Source organism: Streptomyces sp. NPDC002785, from assembly GCF_040295565.1.
GTDB lineage: Bacteria > Actinomycetota > Actinomycetes > Streptomycetales > Streptomycetaceae > Streptomyces.
This window is the reverse complement of sequence record NZ_JBEOVN010000428.1, coordinates 1-1,451: the sequence shown is the minus strand read 5'-3', so window position 1 is coordinate 1,451 and position 1,451 is coordinate 1. Positions and strand designations below refer to the sequence as shown.

General features: G+C 67.0%; 1 protein-coding gene. It reads left to right on the top strand.

Annotated elements, in window-relative coordinates; genetic code table 11:
• The first annotated feature begins 231 nt into the window (after positions 1-231).
• On the top strand, positions 232-1,428 hold the full coding sequence (locus ABTZ94_RS37540) for an IS110 family RNA-guided transposase (RefSeq protein WP_351207947.1): 1,197 nt from the start codon (positions 232-234) through the stop codon (positions 1,426-1,428).
• Positions 1,429-1,451 lie beyond the last annotated feature (23 nt).

Sequence of the window (1,451 nt, the reverse complement as noted above, 5' to 3'; positions counted from 1 at the left end):
GCTTGTCCTACCTTTCAAGCGGGTCGGATCTGATCATTCGTAGGATCGGGGAAGCCCAGGGGTTCCGGGTATGGCTGTGAGCTTGTCGCCGCTTGATGGCTCAAAGAACTTGGCCGCCCGGAGCCCCGCGACGACTCGACCGCTAATTGGGATACGCGACTTGATCGCTTCGTAGGACAACGCCGGCGAGGTCGTCTGCTGGGACCAATGTGAGACGACGAGCTGGCGGAGGTGGCCGTGCCCCAGATATGGGCCGGAGTGGACATCGGCAAAGAACATCACCACTGCGTGGTGATCGACGCCCAGGGCAAACGCCTCCTGTCACGCCGGGTCCTGAACGACGAGAAGGTCCTGCTGGAGCTGATCGGCGATGTACTCGCGCTCTCCGAGGATCTCCTGTGGGCGGTGGACATCAACCACGGCGGCGCGGCCCTGCTGATCGGGTTGCTCCTGGGCCACGGCCAGCCGATGGCCTACCTCACCGGCCTGGCGGTCCACCAGGCATCCGCCGGCTACCGCGGCCAGGGCAAAACCGATGCGAAGGACGCCTTCGTCATCGCCGACCAGGCCCGGATGCGCAACGACCTCGGCCTGCTGCGGCCCGGCGACGAGATCGCCGTCGACCTGCGCACCCTGACCGGACGCCGCACCGACCTCGTCTGCGACCGCACCCGGCAGATCAACCGGCTCCGAGCTCAACTTCTCGAGTTCTTCCCGACGTTGGAACGGACCCTTGCGCTGACGAACAGGGGCCCGGTCATGCTGCTGACCGGCTACCAGACCCCGGCCGCACTCCGCCGCAGCGGCGCCAAGCGCATCGAGACCTGGCTGAGAAACCGCAAGGTCAAGAACCCCGCCGCCATCGCTGCCGCAGCCCTTGAAGCTGCCGTTAGCCAGCAGACGTCCCTGCCCGGCGAGAAACTGGCCGCCGCCATGGTGGCCCGTCTCGCCAAGGGGGTCATCACCCTCGACGAGGAGATCGCCGAGCTCGACGCACTCATCGAGGCACGGTTCCGCGAACATCCCCACGCCGAGGTAATCCGCAGCCTGCCCGGCATGGGCGCCCTGCTCGGCGCCGAATTCATCGCCGCGACCGGCGGCGCCATGGACGCGTTCGGCTCACCAGACCGCCTGGCCGGCTTCGCCGGCCTGGCCCCCGTGCCACGAGATTCCGGGCGCGTCAGCGGCAATATGCGCCGCCCCCGCCGCTACCACCGCGGCCTTCTACGAGCCTTCTACCTCTCCTCCATGGCCAGCATCAGGACATGCCCCGCGTCGCGGACGTACTACCAACGCAAGCGAGACGAGGGGAAGGGCCACAAGCAAGCAGTGCTCTCTCTCGCACGCCGTCGGGCCAACGTCCTCTGGGCCATGCTCCGCGACGGAGCGTGCTACCAGCCCGCACCATCAGTCACGCTGGCGGCTTGACATCCCTATTGGGAAGTTCTTTA